General features: G+C 44.6%; 17 protein-coding genes. 6 read left to right on the top strand and 11 right to left on the bottom strand.

Going from position 1 to position 18,690, the window contains the following annotated elements:
* Positions 1 to 16: 16 nt before the first annotated feature.
* The 6 genes from folA to rplU all read right to left on the bottom strand — a co-directional run bounded on the left by folA (position 17) and on the right by rplU (position 4,108).
* Positions 17 to 547 carry a type 3 dihydrofolate reductase gene (folA, locus tag AB4486_RS16025; protein WP_016789715.1) on the bottom strand — a complete coding sequence of 177 codons (531 nt, stop codon included), beginning with the start codon at positions 545 to 547 and terminating at the stop codon, positions 17 to 19.
* A 71-nt stretch (positions 548 to 618) separates the two neighbouring features.
* Entirely contained in the window at positions 619 to 1,092 is a 474-nt protein-coding gene (locus AB4486_RS16020; protein ID WP_017062945.1) for a threonine/serine exporter family protein, read from the bottom strand.
* On the bottom strand, positions 1,092 to 1,859 hold the full coding sequence (locus AB4486_RS16015; RefSeq protein WP_017061378.1) for a threonine/serine exporter ThrE family protein: 768 nt from the start codon (positions 1,857 to 1,859) through the stop codon (positions 1,092 to 1,094). Before AB4486_RS16015 ends, AB4486_RS16020 begins: the two co-directional genes overlap by 1 nt.
* A 164-nt stretch (positions 1,860 to 2,023) precedes the next feature.
* Positions 2,024 to 3,196 (bottom strand): Obg family GTPase CgtA, encoded by a 1,173-nt coding sequence (cgtA, locus tag AB4486_RS16010; protein WP_372117730.1) that lies wholly within the window; start codon positions 3,194 to 3,196, stop codon positions 2,024 to 2,026.
* Positions 3,197 to 3,519: 323 nt separating this feature from the next.
* Positions 3,520 to 3,777 carry a 50S ribosomal protein L27 gene (rpmA, locus tag AB4486_RS16005; RefSeq protein WP_004735905.1) on the bottom strand — a complete coding sequence of 86 codons (258 nt, stop codon included), beginning with the start codon at positions 3,775 to 3,777 and terminating at the stop codon, positions 3,520 to 3,522.
* A gap of 19 nt (positions 3,778 to 3,796) precedes the next feature.
* Positions 3,797 to 4,108, bottom strand: a complete 312-nt coding sequence (gene rplU, locus AB4486_RS16000) for a 50S ribosomal protein L21 (protein ID WP_004740823.1) — start codon at positions 4,106 to 4,108, stop codon at positions 3,797 to 3,799.
* Positions 4,109 to 4,376: 268 nt separating this feature from the next.
* Here rplU and ispB point away from each other — a divergent pair, with 268 nt between their 5' ends.
* Positions 4,377 to 5,348 (top strand): octaprenyl diphosphate synthase, encoded by a 972-nt coding sequence (gene ispB / locus AB4486_RS15995; RefSeq protein ID WP_017061376.1) that lies wholly within the window; start codon positions 4,377 to 4,379, stop codon positions 5,346 to 5,348.
* A 103-nt stretch (positions 5,349 to 5,451) separates the two neighbouring features.
* On the opposite strand, the gene AB4486_RS15990 is transcribed toward ispB, so the two are convergent.
* Both AB4486_RS15990 and mdh read right to left on the bottom strand, forming a co-directional pair.
* On the bottom strand, positions 5,452 to 5,643 hold the full coding sequence (locus tag AB4486_RS15990) for a hypothetical protein (protein WP_017061375.1): 192 nt from the start codon (positions 5,641 to 5,643) through the stop codon (positions 5,452 to 5,454).
* Between the two features lie 124 nt (positions 5,644 to 5,767).
* On the bottom strand, positions 5,768 to 6,703 hold the full coding sequence (gene mdh, locus AB4486_RS15985; RefSeq protein WP_009847834.1) for a malate dehydrogenase: 936 nt from the start codon (positions 6,701 to 6,703) through the stop codon (positions 5,768 to 5,770).
* 332 nt (positions 6,704 to 7,035) lie between these two features.
* On the opposite strand from mdh, the gene argR reads away from it, so the two are divergent.
* The 4 genes from argR to AB4486_RS15965 all read left to right on the top strand — a co-directional run bounded on the left by argR (position 7,036) and on the right by AB4486_RS15965 (position 12,193).
* The gene (gene argR, locus AB4486_RS15980) at positions 7,036 to 7,506 is read left to right on the top strand and encodes a transcriptional regulator ArgR (RefSeq protein ID WP_004740827.1); all 471 of its coding nucleotides are present in this window, start codon (positions 7,036 to 7,038) and stop codon (positions 7,504 to 7,506) included.
* Between the two features lie 341 nt (positions 7,507 to 7,847).
* Entirely contained in the window at positions 7,848 to 8,816 is a 969-nt protein-coding gene (locus AB4486_RS15975; RefSeq protein WP_017061374.1) for a TAXI family TRAP transporter solute-binding subunit, read from the top strand.
* Between the two features lie 255 nt (positions 8,817 to 9,071).
* Positions 9,072 to 11,651, top strand: coding sequence for a TRAP transporter permease (locus AB4486_RS15970; protein WP_065584689.1), 2,580 nt, complete (start codon positions 9,072 to 9,074; stop codon positions 11,649 to 11,651).
* A gap of 104 nt (positions 11,652 to 11,755) precedes the next feature.
* Positions 11,756 to 12,193 carry a universal stress protein gene (locus tag AB4486_RS15965; RefSeq protein WP_004740830.1) on the top strand — a complete coding sequence of 146 codons (438 nt, stop codon included), beginning with the start codon at positions 11,756 to 11,758 and terminating at the stop codon, positions 12,191 to 12,193.
* Between the two features lie 90 nt (positions 12,194 to 12,283).
* Here AB4486_RS15965 and AB4486_RS15960 read toward each other — a convergent pair whose 3' ends face one another.
* Positions 12,284 to 13,246, bottom strand: a complete 963-nt coding sequence (locus AB4486_RS15960) for a D-2-hydroxyacid dehydrogenase (RefSeq protein ID WP_372117726.1) — start codon at positions 13,244 to 13,246, stop codon at positions 12,284 to 12,286.
* Between the two features lie 36 nt (positions 13,247 to 13,282).
* A complete protein-coding gene (gene rluA / locus AB4486_RS15955; RefSeq protein WP_372117723.1) occupies positions 13,283 to 14,017 on the bottom strand; it encodes a bifunctional tRNA pseudouridine(32) synthase/23S rRNA pseudouridine(746) synthase RluA in 735 nt (244 codons plus the stop codon).
* 158 nt (positions 14,018 to 14,175) lie between these two features.
* On the opposite strand from rluA, the gene AB4486_RS15950 reads away from it, so the two are divergent.
* Positions 14,176 to 15,453, top strand: a complete 1,278-nt coding sequence (locus AB4486_RS15950; protein WP_372110149.1) for an NRAMP family divalent metal transporter — start codon at positions 14,176 to 14,178, stop codon at positions 15,451 to 15,453.
* Between the two features lie 92 nt (positions 15,454 to 15,545).
* Here AB4486_RS15950 and rapA read toward each other — a convergent pair whose 3' ends face one another.
* On the bottom strand, positions 15,546 to 18,455 hold the full coding sequence (gene rapA / locus AB4486_RS15945; RefSeq protein WP_017062952.1) for an RNA polymerase-associated protein RapA: 2,910 nt from the start codon (positions 18,453 to 18,455) through the stop codon (positions 15,546 to 15,548).
* Between the last annotated feature and the right edge of the window lie 235 nt (positions 18,456 to 18,690).

Genomic DNA, 18,690 nt, shown 5'->3' with positions numbered 1-18,690 from the left:
CAAGCATTCATTATAATTAACGCTCTAGAATAACGAAGTGCATATCAAAGCTATTTCTATCATCATTCATATAATCTTTACTGTATACGCAAGTCCAACCTTCACTTCCCCAGCTAGGAAAGCGAGTGTCACCTTCAATTTCAGCTTCAATAAATGTTAAATATAGTTTATTTGCTATAGGAAGGTAAGATTCATATATAGAACCACCACCTATAACCATTACCTCTTCAACGTCTCCAACAGCTTTCAGAGCTTCCTCTGTAGATGTAACTGTTGTTACCCCGTCGATGGATAACCCAGGATCACGACTGATAACTATATTCTGTCTTCCAGGAAGAGGGCGACCTATAGAATCATAAGTTCTGCGCCCCATAATTACTGGTTTTCCTAGAGTGTGTTTTTTAAACCAAGCAAAATCAGCAGGTAAGTGCCATGGCATGGCATTCTCTTTACCAATAATTCTGTCACCAGCTTCAGGTAAATAAAAACCATTTTCCTTGTCAATTTTCCCACCATGAGCCATAGCTGCAATTAAGCTAATTTTCACAACTCTATACCTCTGTAATTTCTGAGACACAGATTATACCGATTTCCCTCATAGGGTAAATCATTATGCGATTATACTATCGGTCTTCTTCTATAAAAGAGCAGCCCTGGCACCGCTAAGCCAACCGCAAGCCCTGCGATAATGAACATCGATTTTAAAAAGTTCTCCATCAACATTGCCAACAACTCAGGCGTGTAGCCTGCCCTGTTAATCTCCACCATCGCAATCATCGCCTTGAAGGCGAACACACCTGGCACCATAGGAATTAGAGCTGCAACCGTAAACACCTTCGGATGTGCTAACAGTTTATGTGACCAATGAACCCCTATCATACCAACCACGGTTGCGGCGAAGAACGTCGCCCATTCGATTGGAATACCAAAGTGCATCATCAGATACCGGCTACCATGACCGATAGAACCACCGAGTGCACAATAAATTAAAGCACGTTGCGGAACGTTAAACACCAATGCAAACCCAACCGCAGGAATAGCGGCGAAAAACATATCGTTGAGCAGACCTAAAAACAGTTCGAAAATACTCATTAGCTTGCCCACCCCCAAACATCTGATAGACTCATCGCCGCGACAATGCCCAAGCTCGTCGCCAGAGTTAATAAGCTGGCCATGGTAAAGCGCGCTAACCCCATATTAATATGGCCTTTAAGCATATCAGCGACGGAGTTAATCAGAGGAAAACCAGGTACTAACATTAATACAGATGAAGCCATCACGATCGTGGGTTGGCCGCCAATATTGTAAAGTACGGCTTGAGCTGAAATGGTCGTGGTAACGAATGCTGTGATAGCAAAGTTTAATAGCGGATTGAAATGGCGGTGCCCAATCTCTTGCCTGACGATCATACCGCAAGCTGAAGCAATAAAAGTCATCATGAAGACTTGCCAGTCTCCGCCCGCAAGGTGGCTAAAAGAGGCGCACGACAACCCTATCATCACAACCACTAACCAACGGTTGTAGCGCTCGGGGCTGATGTTTTGAATCTTTTTATACGCCAAATCATAATCGAGAATTCCCTTCTCCATCATGATGCAAATGCGTTGAATGTCGGTGATAACCTGCATGTTAATGCCACGATCAGCACAACTTCGAGTAGTGGTAATACAGTGATCATCCATTACGGTAGTTACAACAAGCGCATTGGCTGACAGTGCGACTTCAACCTCATTCACCCCACAAGCAATACCGATGCGACGCATGATATCGCCGACCAGTGTGCTCTCTGCCCCGTGCGCCAATAACATTTGTCCTGATTGAGCGACGAGTCTTGAGATCGCTCTTTGCTTTGATGCCATGATTTCCTTCCCATAGGCGTTAATTATCTAAAGATAAATTTTGCATAAAAAACAGTAAGACGTCATGATTTAGATACAAAAAAACCGCAATTTTCATTGCGGTTTAATAAAACTATCAGTGTACTTGTAAGAAGCGACCGATGCGTTATGAGAAACTAAGAGGATTAGTCACGAACATAGATAACATGGCCGTCATCCTCTTCGTCATCCCAATCGTCCCAATCGTCGTCATCTTCAGTAATGACATTCTTACCGCTCATCGCATCTTTATGGTAGTCATCCCACATAAAGTCTACTTTTTCTTCTTCTTCAACTTCTACAACTTCACGAGGTAGGTTTTCCATAAACTCACCTAGTTTGAAGCAAAGATCTTTGGTGCCGATTTTATTCACAGCAGAGATCTTGAAGTACTCGCCTTCCCAGCCCAAAGCATCGATGATTTCTTGAATCTTTTCGTCTGCTTCGTCTTCTGGCATTAGGTCAACTTTATTGAACACTAACCAGCGAGGTTTTTGTGAAACTTTTTCACTGTATTGCTCAAGCTCATCGATGATCGTTAGTGCATTCTGAATAGGATCAGATTGATCGATCGGCATAATGTCGATCATATGCAGAAGAACACGACAACGCTCAAGGTGCTTAAGGAATCGGATACCAAGGCCAGCGCCATCAGCTGCGCCTTCGATTAGTCCTGGGATATCGGCAACAACGAAGCTCTTTTCAGGGACAACACTTACCACACCCAAGCTTGGGATCAAAGTAGTGAACGGGTAATCAGCCACTTTTGGTTTCGCAGCAGATACTGAACGAATAAAAGTAGATTTACCTGCGTTTGGTAGGCCAAGCATACCAACGTCAGCTAATAGAAGAAGCTCTAAACGCAGTTCACGAACTTCGCCTTTAGTACCCATTGTCTTTTGACGAGGAGCGCGGTTAACAGACGATTTAAAACGCGTGTTACCAAGACCGTGCCAACCACCTTTACCAACCATTACTTTCTTGCCGTGTTCAGCAACTTCAGCAACGATTTCGTTGGTGTGGATATCAACTGCACGCGTACCAACTGGTACTTTCAGCGTAATGTCTTTACCACGTTTACCAGTACAGTTACCGCCGCGACCATTCTCGCCACGCTCTGCATTGTAAAAACGTTGGAAACGGTAATCGATCAGTGTGTTTAAGTTCTCATCCGCTTGGATGTAAACATCACCGCCGTCACCACCGTCACCGCCATCAGGACCACCTTTAGCGACGAATTTTTCGCGCCAAAAGCTAACTGTACCATTACCGCCATCACCGGCTTCTATTTTTACTACCGCTTCATCAACGAATTTCATTTTTTAACTCCGCACTTACGTTGCGTTACCACTCATCAAGGAGTGATATAAATTCTAGCAGATCCGTGTTTAGATCGATCACCTAAGATCTAGGCCGACCTGCAACCAAGGAACAAATAAGGAGAGGTTCTTTGCTTCTTATTTCTTAAAAACAAACGGCTTCTTAAAAACTAATCTGTTTATCAAAAAATAAAACGGCTTCTCAAAACCAAAACAAGAGCGTCTGCTTTTTTATTCTTGCTATAAATAAAAAACCCTGCCGAATCGGCAGGGCTTTTGAATTCAGCTTGAAAGCTAATAAAATAATCTAGTTAAAGATTAAATTACTCAGCTTCGATGCTTACAAACTTACGGTTTTTAGGACCTTTAACAGCAAATTTCACTTTACCTTCAGTAAGAGCGAAAAGAGTGTGGTCTTTACCGATGCCAACGTTTGTGCCAGCGTGGAACTTAGTACCACGTTGACGAACGATGATGTTACCTGCAAGAACAGATTCACCACCAAAACGCTTAACACCAAGACGTTTGCTTTCTGAATCGCGGCCGTTATTAGTAGAACCGCCAGCTTTTTTATGTGCCATTGTTAAACTCTCCTAATACTTAAGCGTTAATGCCAGTGATTTTCACTTCAGTGAACCACTGACGGTGACCAGCTTGCTTACGCGAGTGCTTACGACGACGGAACTTAACGATTTTTACTTTATCGCCACGACCGTGTTGTACTACTTCTGCAGTAACCTTGCCACCTTCAACAAGAGGTGCACCAACAGCGATTTCTTCGCCGTTAGCAACAAGAAGAACTTTATCAAATTCAACAGTTGCACCAGTTTCAACGTCTAATTTCTCTAAACGAAGTGTTTGACCTTCGCTTACTCGGTGTTGTTTGCCACCAGATTGGAAAACAGCGTACATATTTTACTCCGCTTTTTCCGCACAGCCTATGGTTGTTAATTGTACAACTCGGGTGTGCGCTAAACTAATCAATAGGGCGCAGATTCTACGGGAATCATGGCGCTATGACAAGCCATATTTTTAAAAAATTGGCGAAAACCTGTTCGCCAAAGAAAAGTGCGGCAATCATGCCCTTTAGCGATGTATTAATCAACGTTTTTTAGTGTATTATTCAACAATTAAATACAACGTATAAGCCTTACAGGGTCTAACTTCAGCCGGATGAACAATGGATTTTAAAGCTATCCAAACGCTTACTGCCAATGATATGGCAAAAGTGAATGAAACAATTCAAGCCCAACTTAATTCTGACGTAAGTTTAATCAACCAGCTTGGTTTTTATATCGTTAGCGGTGGTGGCAAACGCCTACGCCCTTTGCTTGCTCTTTTATCTGCTCGCGCACTTGGTTATCAAGGTGAAGCTCATATCACCTCTGCAGCCTTTATCGAGTTTATTCACACCGCAACCCTGCTTCACGACGATGTTGTCGATGAATCAGACATGAGACGCGGTAAAGCGACGGCCAATGCCGCTTTTGGTAATGCCGCTAGCGTTTTGGTGGGTGACTTTATCTACACACGCTCATTCCAAATGATGACAACGCTAGGATCTTTAAAGATCCTTGAGCTAATGAGTGAAGCGGTAAACGTGATTGCCGAGGGTGAAGTTCAACAATTAATGAACTGCAATAACCCAGACACCACAGAAGAAAGCTACATGCAGGTGATCTACTCTAAGACCGCTCGTTTGTTCGAAGCTGCGACCCAAATCGGTGCGATTCTTACTGAGTCATCACCAGAGATCGAAACAGCAATGCAGAACTATGGTAAATACCTAGGCACCGCTTTCCAACTGATTGACGATGTGATGGATTACACTGCAGATGGTAAAGAGATGGGTAAAAACGTTGGTGACGATCTAGCCGAAGGCAAACCAACACTGCCTCTACTTTACGCAATGCATAATGGCTCTCCTGAACAAGCAAGCATGATTCGTGAAGCGATTGAGAAAGCGAACGGCATGGAACGTCTTGACGATATTATGGCTGTAATGAAAGAGACAGGCTCTTTAGAGTACACAACAAATAAAGCCTACGAAGAGGCCGATAAAGCCATCGCTGAACTTTCTGTACTTCCTGACTCAGAATATAAGCAAGCGCTAACCACGCTCGCACACTTAGCTGTTAAACGCAGTAAGTAAGCAGGTTAATAGACAACTCGCTTCTAGCTTCTATATAAATAACAAAAAGAGCCTCAGGGCTCTTTTTTTTGGTTTTCAACAAATATTTGTAGGTGAGCCAAATTCAATATCGACTGGCTTCTAATGATAACGGCAGTTGTGCTTCAATCTCTTCAAGCTCTTCCATTGGCACCGCGTACTGCTCATGCCCGTTGTAAGTCTCTACTAGCGCGTACTGCTCTTGCTCATCAATTACCAATACTTTTCCTAAGTGCCCCAAATATTCGACATTCATACCCTTCTGAACAGTAGCCATAACATTTACCTTCACATTAATTGTAAAGCTAAATACGAGTAGCTTGAACTTCAGGATCAAAAAAGCCGATCATAATGACCGGCCCTTATTAATTAGCTTAAGTCTGAGTTAAATAGCGTTTCGCTTATTTAGCGAATTCAACACCAATCTCGATGTCACCATTTAGCGTTTCAAGCATGCTATCTAAAGCGTTACGTTCGAAGTCACTTAGCTCACCGTAGCTAAGGATCGCTTCAGCGCCCTCTTTACCTAGTTTAACTGGCTGTGCGAAGAATGGAGCGTGCTCGCCTTCACCTTCAACGTATGCACATTCAATCACGTTTTCTTCACCTTGAAGTGCTTTAACTAGTGCAAGACCGAAACGACAAGCCGCTTGACCCATAGACAGTGTCGCACTGCCGCCGCCAGCTTTAGCTTCTACTACTTCAGTACCTGCATTTTGGATGCGAGTCGTTAGCGCTGCAATTTCTTCATCAGTGAACTCAACGCCTTCAACTTGAGAAAGTAGAGGAAGAATCGTTACGCCTGAGTGACCACCGATAACAGGAACACGGATGTCGCCTGGATCTTTGTCTTTTAGTTCAGCAACGAACGTTTCAGAACGAATCACATCAAGAGTCGTAATACCGAATAGACGACGCTTGTCGTAAACGCCCGCTTTCTTCAGTACTTCAGCCGCGATTGGCACTGTTGTGTTTACTGGGTTAGTAATGATACCAACACAAGCAGTCGGACAAGTAACTGCGATTTTCTCTGCAAGAGACTTAACAATGCCAGCGTTCACATTGAAAAGATCCGCACGATCCATACCAGGCTTACGAGCAACACCCGCTGAAATAAGTACAACATCCGCACCTTCTAGTGCTGGTGTTGGATCTTCACCCGCGTAACCTTTGATCGAAACAGGCGTTGGGATATGGCTAAGATCGGCAGCAACACCCGGTGTTACCGGAGCGATGTCGTAAAGTGCAAGATCTGAACCAGCAGGTAGGCGGTTCTTAAGTAGTAGGGCTAGGGCTTGACCGATGCCACCAGCGGCACCAATAACAGCTACTTTCATTGTTATTCTCCTTGAGAGCTTTCTCTTATAGATTCTTTGTAGGGTAATTCTTGAGCTAAATCTAAGTTAAAAAACTATATTAATCACAAAGTGATTACAATCAATTAACGCTAGCTTTGCGACTTCGCGCAAGTCAATAAAACCGTGCTACACAGCAAGTTCGCATTATGGCGATAATCGACTGAAATAACAAAATAAGTCGTCGCAAATAACACATTATTCTATTAAATATTTACAGTGATATGACTAACAAATTACAGGGATGTTTTGGCTAAAATTGAATATGTATGCGAGAATATGCAAACATCTTTGTTAATGAATAAGAATGACATATGCGCAATACAGAAAAGCAAGACAACTTAGTTCGTGCATTTAAAGCCTTACTAAAAGAAGAACGTTTTGGCTCACAAGGCGAAATTGTTGATGCTCTAAAACACGAAGGTTTTGAAAGCATCAACCAGTCTAAAGTCTCGCGTATGTTAACCAAGTTTGGTGCCGTTCGAACTCGTAACGCAAAAATGGAGATGGTTTACTGTCTTCCTGCTGAGCTAGGTGTTCCGACCGTTTCTAGCTCTTTACGAGAATTAGTACTAGATATTGACCACAACAATGCATTGGTGGTGATACACACAGGTCCTGGTGCGGCGCAGCTGATTGCTCGTTTATTAGACTCACTAGGTAAGTCGGAAGGTATACTGGGCGTAGTCGCAGGTGATGACACTATCTTCATTACTCCAACGTTATCGGTTACCACTAAGCAACTGTTTGATTCAGTGTGCGAACTGTTTGAATACGCTGGATAATTGATCTCTGTTTCATAACTATCAGCCTTATTAATGGATCACGAGCATCTATTCGCTTCGTGATCCAAATCACATCCTCGAATATCCATACCTCCCTTCCAAAATCACACTAAACTATTGATTTTAAAAACTCAGTAGTAAATCAAACACGAGATCCAGACATCATTTGTTAGATTTTTCAGCTATATCTTTTAACATTCGAGTAATTTTCTGCCAATTTTTGATATTATTCAGCCACTTTTTCATCACATGGATTGAAAAAGGTGCCGTTTCCAAATAGGAAACTCCTGAAGCAACTACACTTGTTTCAGGGTTAATAATGAATAAAGGAAGGGAAATTCATGGCATTTACCAAACTTATTAAAGTTGGTGCTATTGCAGCTGCTGTAATGGGCGCTGGCGCTGTTAACGCTCAAGAGTTCATCACGATTGGTACTGGTTCAGTTACGGGTGTTTACTACCCAACTGGTGGTGCGATTTGTAAGCTAGTGAACAAGGGCCGCAAAGACCACAACATTCGTTGTTCTGTAGAGTCTACTGGTGGTTCAATCTACAACGTTAACACCATCCGTGCTGGTGAACTAGATTTCGGTGTTGTTCAATCGGACTGGCAATACCACGGCTACAACGGTACAAGTAAGTTCAAAGATCAGGGCGAATACAAGAAACTTCGCGCGATGTTCTCTCTACATACAGAACCGTTCAACATCATCGCTCGTACTGATGCTGGCATCAACAATGTGTCTGACCTAGCAGGTAAGCGTGTAAACATTGGTAACCCAGGTTCTGGTGACCGTGCAACGATGGGTGTTGTAATGGACGCTATGGGCTGGACTAACGACAGCTTCAAGCTTGCTTCTGAACTTAAAGGTTCTGAGCGTTCACAAGCACTTTGTGATAACAAGATTGATGCATTCATCTACATGGTTGGTCACCCGAACGGATCAATCAAAGAAGCAACAACGTCTTGTGATGCAAAACTGGTTTCAGCAACAGGTCCACAGATCGACAAGATCGTAGCTGAAAACCCATACTACGCTTACAGCACAGTTCCTGCTGGTATGTACCGTGGTACTGACGCTGACGTAAACAGCTTCGGTGTTGCAGCTACTATGGTAACAACTTCAGACGTTTCTGAAGAAGTTGCATACAACGTTGCTAAGGCAGTATTTGAAAACTTTGACACTTTCAAACGCCTACACCCAGCATTTGCTAACCTGAAAAAAGAAGACATGGTTAAAGCGGGTATCTCTATCCCTCTTCACCCAGGCGCAGCAAAATACTACAAAGAAGTGGGCCTTCTAAAGTAACTCTACTTTAAGCCTACTACACCAATAAGGAGGCTAGCCCTCCTTATTGGCTTTTCACGTTTTATAAAAATAATTTAAGTGAAAAGAACAGCCCTTTAAGTTTCTCCAATTTGGAGGACTTACCTTCGTATCAAGCCTAAGACAAAGACGAACAAAAAACGCATTTCCCTATCCATTCACTACACTAGATAGGAAATAAATAACGTTTGGTTGTTCGTAAGAAAAGGCAGACCATCAATAATAAGGATAAAGTACATGACGCAGACAACATCACCGTCTCCAGATGTGCAAGAAATGGTGGCACAATCAGATACTGGTGCGCGTAGCCCTCGTGGTATCCAAGGCCGTATTTTATGGTTTGTGCCTCTATGTTGGTCACTGTTCCAACTTTGGTATGCATCTCCGCTGCCGTTCATTTTTAACTTCGCAATTTTAAACGACACTGAAGCTCGAGCAATTCACCTTACGTTTGCTATTTTCCTAGCCTTTACCGCTTATCCAGCCATGAAGAATTCGCCTAGGGATCGCATCCCCGCAGTCGATTGGATATTAGCGCTTGTAGGTAGCTTTTCAGCTTCTTATATCTATATTTTCTATACTGAACTCGCTGAGCGATCGGGCGCACCAACAACATTCGATATTGTTGCGGCTGTATTCGGTATGGTTTTACTGCTTGAAGCAACACGACGCGCTTTGGGTCCACCTCTTATGGTTGTGGCAGCAGTATTCCTACTTTATACCTTTGGCGGCCCTCACATGCCGGACGTTATTGCCCACAAAGGTGCGAGCCTGAACAAGGCAATGTCGCATCTGTGGCTAACAACTGAAGGTGTATTCGGTGTGGCACTTGGCGTATCAACGTCATTCGTATTCTTGTTTGTACTGTTTGGTGCAATGCTAGAACGTGCTGGCGCCGGTGCTTACTTTATTAAAGTTGCATTCTCACTGCTTGGTCACATGAAAGGCGGCCCAGCGAAAGCAGCCGTTGTCGCATCAGGTCTGTCTGGTCTGGTATCAGGTTCATCTATCGCGAACGTGGTAACCACGGGTACCTTTACTATCCCGCTAATGAAGCGTGTTGGTTTCCCGGGCACAAAAGCCGGTGCGGTAGAAGTCGCGGCTTCAACCAATGGTCAATTAACACCACCTATCATGGGTGCAGCAGCCTTCTTGATGGTTGAGTATGTGGGCATTTCGTATGTAGAAGTAATCAAAGCCGCGCTACTGCCCGCTCTGATCTCTTACATCGCTCTGATTTACATTGTTCACCTAGAAGCATGTAAAGCAGGCATGACTGGCCTACCTCGTCGTCACACACCAACTATTGTACAAAGCCTACTCTCTTTCACTGGGACCATTTTAGGTCTGTGTGTTATCAGTGCCGCAGTTTACTACGGTGTCGGTTGGACGAAAGATGTCTTTGGCGATGCTGCAACACCAATCGTAACGGTGGCTCTATTAGTCGCTTATGTCGCTCTGGTTCGTGTATCAGCAAAATACGCATCTGAAGGCGGCATGGAGATCGATGCGGATCTAAAGGAAGTTCCAGATCCAGGCCCAACGATTAAATCAGGTTTACACTTCCTACTGCCTATCGTAGTGCTAGTTTGGTGTCTGACGGTTGAACGTTTCTCACCTGGTTTATCTGCCTTCTGGGCCACAGTGTTCATGATCTTCATCTTGATCACCCAGCGTCCTTTGATGACTCTGATGAACAAATCAGACGATCTTGCAGAGCAAACTAAAGCTGGCTTCGTTGATCTCGCAGAGAGCTTGGTTTCAGGCGCACGTAACATGATTGGTATCGGTGTCGCGACAGCGGCTGCAGGTACGGTTGTAGGCGTGGTGACTCTAACGGGTATCGGTCTAGTAATGACGGACTTCGTTGAGTTTATCTCAGGCGGTAGCATCATTCTTATGTTGCTATTCACTGCAGTAATCAGCTTGATCTTAGGTATGGGCTTGCCAACAACGGCGAACTACATCGTTGTATCAACGCTGATGGCTCCGGTAATCGTGACCCTAGGCGCTGCGCACGGCTTGATCATTCCATTGATTGCGGTTCACTTATTCGTGTTCTACTTCGGTATTCTTGCGGATGATACACCTCCGGTAGGTCTCGCGGCGTTTGCAGCAGCGGCAATTGCGAAATCAGATCCGATTCGTACTGGTATCCAAGGCTTCACCTATGATATCCGTACCGCAATTCTACCTTTCATGTTCATCTTCAATACTCAACTACTACTGATGGGCATTGATTCTTGGTGGCACTTAGCACTAACGATTTTCTCATCTGTGACTGCGGTACTTATCTTCGCAGCTGCAACACAAGGTTGGTGGTTCACCAAGAACAAGTGGTGGGAAACGGTGCTACTTATTGCATTAACCTTCACTTTCTTCCGCCCTGGCTTCTGGTGGGACATGATTTACCCAGAGAAAGTTCTTTCACCTGGAGTTGAGATTGCTCAAATCACGGAAAAGCTGGATGTGGGACAATCACTTGAACTTAGAGTGGGTGGCGAAAACTTAGAAGGTGACTATTCTGAAAAGACAGTTCGCCTGCCGTTTGAAGATTCTGCGACCTCAAGTGAAGATCGTATTGCCTCTATGGGTCTAATGCTGACTGAATCAGAAGGCAAGATGATTGTTGATATGGTTGAGTTCGGTAGCCCAGCAGAAGCGGCTGGTATTGATTTCGATTGGGAAATCAAATCCGTTATCCAAGATGCAGATCGACCAATGAAAGAGTGGGTATTCTTACCAGCTCTGATCATTTTGATTGGTTTAGCGATGAACCAAAGAAGACGTGCTCGTAAGGATGAGATTAGCGCGTAATGGATAAGGCTGAGTAGTGCTTAGCGCTATTTGGCTTTATTACATGGAAAGGATAATTACAGTGCTAAGTGAAAGCTTAGCGCTGATTAAAAAGAGACGAATACATGTATAAACAAATCCTTGTTCCTGTTGATCTTAATGACAAAGGCTTTTCTGATAAGGCAGTCGAACTGGCGGTATGGCACGCAAAACACAGCAATGCTGAAATCCACATTCTGAACGTACTACCAGGCATTCACATGTCGATGGTGGCGTCTTACTTCCCGAAAGATGCAGCGAACCAAATGAAGCTTGATGTTAAAAATCAGCTCAAAGAGTTTGCCGACAAACACATCGACGATGAAGTGGTTTACAAAGTTCATGTTGCTGAGGGTAAAACCTACGCGACGATTCTTGATTACGCAGAAAAGCTTGGCGCCGACCTTATCGTGATGCCTAGCCATAAGCGTTCGAAAATCGACAAAGTTGTGCTTGGTTCTGTTGCAAGCAAAGTGGTACAGAACTCACCAATCAATGTATTGGTAGTTAAGCCGCAAGGCTAAATCACTTAATCGACACAACGATCTAAAAAGGTTGGCTCAAAGCCAACCTTTTTTATGTCTGAAGCTGAGCGTATAACTGCTTACTGTGAATTAACTGACAAGATTCTGCGGCTTACCTGAAGCAAAGGCATCAATGTTATCTATCAAGATATCAGACAGCTTTTGAATTGAGCTATCACTGCCCCACGCCACATGTGGCGTTAATAGTAAATTTGGCAAATGACTGTTAGCCAGTAATGGGTTCGAGTTGTCTGCAGGCTCTTGTGTAAACACGTCCATGCCCGCACCTGCGATCTCATTACCTTTCAAAGCTTCAACCAAAGCTTGTTCATCGACAAGCCCACCACGGCCAGCATTAATTAACACCGCACTTGGTTTCATCATTGCTAGCTCTCGCTGTGAAATCAGATTACGGGTCGCTTCAGTCAATGGACAATGCAAGCTGATCGCATCCGCTTGCTTCAATACCGTATCAAAAGGTAGATACCCTTCTCGACAAGACTCTGCTCCTTTTCGCTCGGCAAACATCACCTTCATACCAATCGCTTTGGCTAACATTGCGGTGGCTTGACCTAAGCTGCCACTCCCCATCAACCCCAGTGTGCTGCCAGCCACATCTTGAATCGGATGAGTAAAGAAGCAGAACTGCTTGTCCTTTTGCCACTCGCCCGCCTCAATGTCTTTATGATAACCAACAAGGTTTCGTTTAAGTGCAAACAGCATTGCGATGACATGTTCAGGAACCGATTGAATCGCATAGCCTTGCACGTTTGTCACTGCAATGTTTTTAGATTTGCAGTATTCCACATCGACATTATTGACACCGGTCGCTGAAACCGCGATCAACTTGAGTTTTTTCGCACCAGCGAGATTCGACTCATTGAGCACTACCTTGTTAGTGATCACCACATCAGCTTCTTCAACTCGCTCTGATACTTGCTCAGGAGCTGTGAAATCATACTCTACCCATTCATGCTCAAAGCTCAGAGGCTTTAAATGAATTTGAGATGGGATAGTCGCTCTATCGAGAAACACAACATTCAGCGTTGGCATTCTTCTTCCTTGGTTAGATCTATGAATCAGTCCATTCTAAGCTTTTAGCTTACTGTAGTCTGGAAGCTCAAGCGCAATTTCAAAGTGCTGTTCAATTTGCGGTGATGCTTGAGGGTAAAACTCACACGGAACAAAGGCTTTAAACAACTGATCATTGGCTGGATGATAAAAGCTCAGCTCACACGCATGCAAAGCCAACCTATCACTGTATTCAAATGCTTCTGATGTTGCGTAAAACTCATCGCCCACAATCGGTGCGCCTATTTCCATGCAATGCACTCTCAATTGGTGAGAACGCCCGGTAATTGGCAGTAACTTAAGTAAAGTCGTTTGGAGTTCTTGCTGTTCTACCACATAACGAGTCTGTGATGATTTACCATCCTCGAAACACACTTTTTGCTTCGGCCGGTTTGGCCAATCGCAAATAAGAGGGAGGTCAATCAAACCTTCTGCTTCTTCTACTGAACCCCATACTCGGGCGTAATAGAGTTTGTGTGTCAGTCGATATTGAAATTGCTTCTTCAAATGACGCTCAGCTTGTTTGTGTTTAGCGAGCAGCATCAAGCCTGAGGTCGACATGTCCAATCGATGAACGACTTGAATCTCTGGAAATTCGACAACTAACCGACTCCACATGCTGTCGTAATGCTCAGGTAACCTACCCGGAACAGAAAGCAGGCCTGCAGGCTTGTTCACCACAAGAATATCGTCATCTTGATAAACAATATCAATCCACGGTTCACGCGGTGGTGTGTACTGTTCTAACGCCATTGAAGCCTCTTAATTGCTAGTGAATAAATAATTTACGGTTGATTCGTTTATAAATAAATACAACTTTCAACATTTTCGTACATAAAAGTTGACGACTTTACAAAACATGGTATTGATAGGGTAACGGATAATAAGAAGTCAGCATCAAAGGAAAAACGATGGACAGTACGGTTAAAACCACCAACACAAAAACACCAACCTCAGCTCCCCTATCAAGTTTAATTAAGTCTCTTGGCCCAGGCGTTATGATGGCCGCAGCGGCTGTAGGTGGTTCTCACTTAGTCGCCTCAACCAAGGCGGGTGCGATTTATGGTTGGCAGCTTGCCGCTCTCATTATCCTCGTTAACGTATTTAAATATCCATTCTTCAGAGCCGGCATCCAATACACGCTAGGAACGGGTCAAAGCTTGGTGGAAGGTTACTCTAACCTAGGCCGCCCATACCTTGTGATCTTTTCGATCTTGAGTGCCATATCTGCGGTCGTGAATACCGCTGCCCTGCTATTATTCAGTGCAAGCCTACTCAGTTACTTTGTTCCTTTCGATTTAGCCACTAGCACCTTGTGCATGATCGTTTTAGCGACCTGTTTGATCATTCTGTTTGCTGGCCATTATCGTGCTCTAGATACACTATCTAAAGCGATCATGGCGGTCTTAACCATCACAACCTTAGCTGCAGTCGCCATTGCTATCGGCTCTCCAGTCGAACCTGATGCTGCTTTTGTTCCACCGTCGCCTTGGTCATTGGCTGCTATTGGTTTTATCGTGGTGACCATGGGTTGGATGCCTGCGCCTATCGAAATATCAAGCATCACCTCTATGTGGCTAAAAAGCCAAAAAGAGAAGCAGGAAGTGACCGCACAATCAGCGCTGTTCGACTTTAACGTTGGCTACATTGGTACGGCGCTGCTTGCTTTAGTATTCGTTGCGTTAGGCGCGCTAGTACTTCACGGTTCGGGAGTTGAACTGTCTCGCTCCGGTGTTGGCTTTACTCATCAATTGGTCGGCATCTACGCTTCGACAATTGGTGAATGGTCTCGCCCGTTAATCGCTCTTATCGCTTTCTTCTGTATCTTTGGTAGCACCATTACCGTTATCGATGGCTACTCACGCGTGCTTGCTGAATCACAACGTCTATTATTCAAAAAAGATTCAAGCCCAAGAATGCTGCAAGGCTGGATAATCATTGTCTCTATCGCGGCACTCGCGATTGTGATGTTCTTTAGCGCAGCACTGATGCCTATGCTCGATTTCGCAATGGTACTCGCGTTTGCAACAACGCCATTCTTCGCTCTGCTTAATTTCATCTTGGTCAACAAAGCTAAGCTTCCAGAAGCGCTAGCCATTGGCAGCAAACTAAAATGGTTGTCTGTAGCAGGTCTTGTTTACCTATTTGGTTTCCTAGCGGTATTTGTTTGGTGGAAGTGGTTAATGTAACCAGCTACTTGAATTGTTAATTAAGCTACAGATACAAATAAGGCCTTCATAATGAAGGCCTTATTTCGTTGAAGCATTTCGCTAATTCAAAACTAGTTGTGAGAAACCACAATCAAGCGTAATGAATCTAGCTGAACCTGAGCTTTGCTGATGTAACCGGTCAGTTCATTGATTTGAGCTTCGATTACCTCTAGCTCTTCATCACGAATATTAGGATTCACGGCTTTAAGCGCTTGTAGACGCTCTAATTCACCGTTCAGGTTAGTCTGCATATCTCGTTGAGCTTGTTCACGCACTTCTTCCACTTTAGGAAGTACGTGCGTCTCACCCGCTTCGATTAGCTTGTGAATTTCACCTTGTACCGAGTTAACTAGCTTGCTCGCTAGGTGACGGTTTACAGGGCTTAATTGACGGTTAAAGCTGTCGAACTCAACCTGAGCTGATAAATCGTTACCACGGCCATCCATCATCAAACGAATTGGCGTCTTAGGCAAGAACTGGCTGATACCGCTGCGTTTCGGCGCTTGCGCATCCACAAGGTAAACCAGCTCAAGCAGGATAGTACCCACTGGCAGCGCTTTGTTTTTCAGCAATGATACCGCTGATGCACCCACACCTTCACTCAGTAGCAGATCAATACCGCCTTGAATCATTGGGTGCTCCCAGCTGATGAAGTTCATGTCTTCACGAGAAAGGGCTGTATCACGATCGAACGTAATGGTTGCGCCTTCGTATGGTAAGCCAGGGTAGCTTGGTACCATCATGTGCTCAGATGGTGTCACGACTAGCGCATTTTCACCCTTGTCGTCTTGGTTCAAACCAATCGTGTCGAACAAGCTCAGTGCAAACGTTACTAGGTTAGTATCGCCATCAGTTGATGCAATCTTCTCTGCGATTTCGTGTGCTTTGTCGCCGCCGTTTGAGTGCATTTCTAATAGGCGATCACGGCCTTTTTCTAGATCTGATTTCAGGCTTTGGTTTAGCTTGGCAGACTCTTCAATCACTTCATCAAGTTGCTCAGTGTTACCAGAAGCCAGCATCTCGATAAGAACATCTGAGTACTTATCGTAAACCGTGCGACCCGTTGGACAAGTTTCCGCAAATGCATTCAGACCTTCATCGAACCAACGCGCAAGGATCGCCTGTGATGTGCCTTTTAGGTAAGGAACATGAATGTCGATATCACGCAGCTGACCGATACGGTCCAAACGGCCAATACGTTGCTCAAGCAAGTCTGGGTTGAATGGAAGATCGAACATCACAAGTTGGTTAGCGAACTGGAAGTTACGACCTTCAGAGCCGATTTCACTACAGATAAGAACCTGAGCGCCGCCCTCTTCTTGAGCAAAGTAAGCCGCAGCTTTATCACGCTCTAGAATCGACATGCCTTCGTGAAATACGGTTGCACGCACACCTTCACGCTCACGCAGTGCTTGCTCTAATTGAAGAGCCGTACTTGCACGAGAGGCGATCACTAGGATTTTCTCGCTGCGCTTGTCTTGGATCTTTTCAATCAACCAGTTAACACGTGAGTCGAACTGCCACCAGCTTGAATCTTCACCTTCAAACTCTTGGAAGATCTCTTCTGGATACAGCATCTTCATTGCACGAGCTTCGGGAGCCATTTTGCCACCGATCATGCCAGATACACGCATTGAGGTTGTGTACTGCGTTGGAATCTCCATCGGCAGTAGGTTTACATTACGCTTAGGGAAGCCTTTGATTGCAGCACGTGTGTTTCTGAAAAGAACACGGCCGGTACCATGGCGATCCATAAGGTTATCAATCAGTTCTTGGCGAGCTAACGCTTGCTCTTCTTCGCTGCTATCACCTTCAATCACACGGAACAGAGGCTCAACATCTTGCTCAGAAAGCAGTTCCGTAATCTGGTTCTTCGCGCTGTTTTCAAGCTTCACTCCAGAGAACAGGGCCGTTACTGCATCAGCAACCGGTGCGTATTGGTCTTCTTCTTCAACGAATGCTTCGTAATCGTAGAAGCGATCAGGATCAAGCAGACGCAGACGTGCAAAGTGGCTCTCACGACCAAGCTGTTCAGGCGTTGCTGTTAGTAGTAGCACACCAGACGTATTTTCCGCTAAGCCTTCAACCACTTGGTATTCACGGCTTGGTTTGTCTTGGCTCCACTCAAGGTGGTGCGCTTCATCGACAACCAACAAGTCCCACTCGCCTTCAAGTGCTTGCTCGTAGCGCTTACGGCTCTTACGTAGGAAGTCCAAAGAACACAGAACGTACTGCTGGGTATCAAACGGGTTGTCTGATTCAGCAAACGCTTCAATACAACGCTCTTCATCGAAGATAGAAAAATGCAGGTTGAAACGGCGCATCATCTCTACTAACCATTGGTGTTGTAGAGTTTCAGGAACCACAATCAGAATGCGTTCAGCACGGCCAGACAGCACCTGTTGGTGGATGATCATGCCCGCTTCGATGGTTTTACCTAGGCCCACTTCATCAGCCAGTAAAACGCGCGGAGCGTGACGACGACCCACTTCATGAGCGATGTATAGCTGATGAGGGATCAAGCCAGCACGCATACCACACAAGCCACGCATCGGGCTCTTGTGTTGTTGGTACTGGTTGCTTAGCGCACGGTAACGCAACACAAAGTTATCCATACGGTCGATTTGACCTGCGTATAGCTTATCTTGTGGCTTGTTAAAGCGGATCTGGTTGCTTAAGAAGATTTCACGCAGAGTGACTTCTGTTTCTTGGGTATCTTCGCGAGTACCTAAGTAGGTTAGCAGCCCTTTGTCTTCGATAACTTCTTCGACAGACAGAGACCAACCTTCTTGGCATTCGATGACATCGCCTACATTAAACGTTACTCGGGTTACGGGAGCATCAGTACGTGCATAAACACGGTTTTCTTCTGACGCTGCAAACATTAGTGTCACTGTGCGAGCATCCATTGCTACAACGGTACCTAAACCTAAATCGCTCTCCGTATCGCTTATCCAGCGTTGCCCCAAAGCAAATGTCATGAATCGACTACCTCAATCTTATAGTTGGAATTTGGTCTTCTTAACTGCAGTTTTAAACAAGAACATTATCGCTCCTGAACTAAAAATATAGCCAAAAATGTCTAGTTTGCAGCCACTTTTTAAGTGCGCTCTCAATAATAAATATCTCGAGAAAATGGTGCAGAAAAAGGTCGCTAATCTTACTCGATGCTGTGATTTAGGTCACGCCTAAAGGAGATGATTTCATGCTTTTTTT

This window comes from Vibrio sp. 10N.222.55.C6, from assembly GCF_041473395.1.
In the GTDB taxonomy this organism is placed as follows: domain Bacteria; phylum Pseudomonadota; class Gammaproteobacteria; order Enterobacterales; family Vibrionaceae; genus Vibrio; species Vibrio crassostreae_C.
This window is presented reverse-complemented; position numbering and strand designations above follow the sequence as displayed.

Excerpts from the sequence above, each read along its gene's own strand:
- ispB (WP_017061376.1), top strand. The coding sequence starts at position 4,377 with ATGGATTTTAAAGCTATCCAAACGCTTACTGCCAATGATATGGCAAAA.
- AB4486_RS15990 (WP_017061375.1), bottom strand. The coding sequence starts at position 5,643 with ATGGCTACTGTTCAGAAGGGTATGAATGTCGAATATTTGGGGCACTTA.
- cgtA (WP_372117730.1), bottom strand. The coding sequence starts at position 3,196 with ATGAAATTCGTTGATGAAGCGGTAGTAAAAATAGAAGCCGGTGATGGC.
- AB4486_RS15975 (WP_017061374.1), top strand. The coding sequence starts at position 7,848 with ATGGCATTTACCAAACTTATTAAAGTTGGTGCTATTGCAGCTGCTGTA.
- AB4486_RS15960 (WP_372117726.1), bottom strand. The coding sequence starts at position 13,246 with ATGCCAACGCTGAATGTTGTGTTTCTCGATAGAGCGACTATCCCATCT.
- AB4486_RS15965 (WP_004740830.1), top strand. The coding sequence starts at position 11,756 with ATGTATAAACAAATCCTTGTTCCTGTTGATCTTAATGACAAAGGCTTT.
- rluA (WP_372117723.1), bottom strand. The coding sequence starts at position 14,017 with ATGGCGTTAGAACAGTACACACCACCGCGTGAACCGTGGATTGATATT.
- AB4486_RS15970 (WP_065584689.1), top strand. The coding sequence starts at position 9,072 with ATGACGCAGACAACATCACCGTCTCCAGATGTGCAAGAAATGGTGGCA.
- AB4486_RS16015 (WP_017061378.1), bottom strand. The coding sequence starts at position 1,859 with ATGGCATCAAAGCAAAGAGCGATCTCAAGACTCGTCGCTCAATCAGGA.
- rpmA (WP_004735905.1), bottom strand. The coding sequence starts at position 3,777 with ATGGCACATAAAAAAGCTGGCGGTTCTACTAATAACGGCCGCGATTCA.
- AB4486_RS15950 (WP_372110149.1), top strand. The coding sequence starts at position 14,176 with ATGGACAGTACGGTTAAAACCACCAACACAAAAACACCAACCTCAGCT.
- mdh (WP_009847834.1), bottom strand. The coding sequence starts at position 6,703 with ATGAAAGTAGCTGTTATTGGTGCCGCTGGTGGCATCGGTCAAGCCCTA.
- rapA (WP_017062952.1), bottom strand. The coding sequence starts at position 18,455 with ATGACATTTGCTTTGGGGCAACGCTGGATAAGCGATACGGAGAGCGAT.
- argR (WP_004740827.1), top strand. The coding sequence starts at position 7,036 with ATGCGCAATACAGAAAAGCAAGACAACTTAGTTCGTGCATTTAAAGCC.
- AB4486_RS16020 (WP_017062945.1), bottom strand. The coding sequence starts at position 1,092 with ATGAGTATTTTCGAACTGTTTTTAGGTCTGCTCAACGATATGTTTTTC.
- rplU (WP_004740823.1), bottom strand. The coding sequence starts at position 4,108 with ATGTACGCTGTTTTCCAATCTGGTGGCAAACAACACCGAGTAAGCGAA.